2 protein-coding genes are annotated in these 996 nt (G+C 43.0%); both read right to left on the reverse strand.

What is annotated here, in order from left to right; genetic code table 11:
• Window positions 1-278: hypothetical protein (locus D0S45_20475; protein ID TIH07877.1), on the reverse strand; the 278-nt coding region annotated here is incomplete at its 3' end.
• A 66-nt stretch (window positions 279-344) separates the two neighbouring features.
• Window positions 345-857, reverse strand: coding sequence for a hypothetical protein (locus D0S45_20480; protein TIH07878.1), 513 nt, complete (start codon window positions 855-857; stop codon window positions 345-347).
• Window positions 858-996: the final 139 nt, after the last annotated feature.

The following is a 996-nucleotide window of genomic DNA, read 5'->3' on the forward strand; positions in this document are numbered from 1 at the left end:
GCGGAGTAGGAGTTAGAACCTGTCATAACTTTTGTATAATGTGTCACATCATTCCCATCATGATCACGAACAGTAACTCTTATCTTTAAATTGCTGCCAGTTATGTTGGTAAGAAGTATTCGGGCATATCTTTTTGTCGTACAATCTTTGTACCAGGCAGTCACAGAAGGAATTACCGTTGTTCCCTGCGGAACAAAAGCTCCCTGCGCAAACACACTACTGCACATCAAAACAACCATAACTGCGGACATCAGGCCCGCGCGAATCAATTTCATCATCTGTTCTCTCCTTAAGAGTTATAAAAAAAGCCGCACAAGCGAATACTTGTGCGGCTGGTTGATAATTTAGAAGGGCTGACCGTTGTTGATAGTAATATGCGACATAATCGTAGTTGTATCTACAATTCCCTCAATCCTCATAGTTCCCATAAGTGCTTTATGAATCTTTGGGTCAGTAGACGACCATTGCACCACGGCATGGCCATTAATTATCTCTTTATAGTTTGTTGCCCTAAGCCGATAAAAACGAGTCCCATGAGCAGGGATACTAAACAGACCTGTTCCTGTTGAGATAATAACAGCAGAACTAGACGAAGAACCTCTACAAACTTCCCCTTTGTGAGTGACATCAGAACCATCATAGTTGTAAATAGTCACCTTGCAATCAATTTCTTCGTTTGTAAGATTAGTTATTTGCAAAGTCGAGATCCAACGCTCACTTGGCTTGAAATAGGCACTTTCCACTCCCGGAACAACCGCACTCCCCTGCGGAATAAAAGTACCCTGCGCAAACACACCACTGCACATCAAAACAACCATAACTGCGGACATCAGGCCCGCGCGAATCAATTTCATCATCTGTTTTCTCCTTAAAAGTTATAAAAAAAGCCGCACAAGCGAATACTTGTGCGGCTGGTTGCTAATTTAGAAGGGTTGTCCGTTGTTGAGAGGATAGTGACCACTGTAAGGCTGCCCTCCCCCTCCTAATCCATATTTT

The sequence above is a fragment of the Marinifilum sp. JC120 genome (assembly GCA_004923195.1).
Taxonomy (GTDB): domain Bacteria; phylum Desulfobacterota; class Desulfovibrionia; order Desulfovibrionales; family Desulfovibrionaceae; genus Maridesulfovibrio.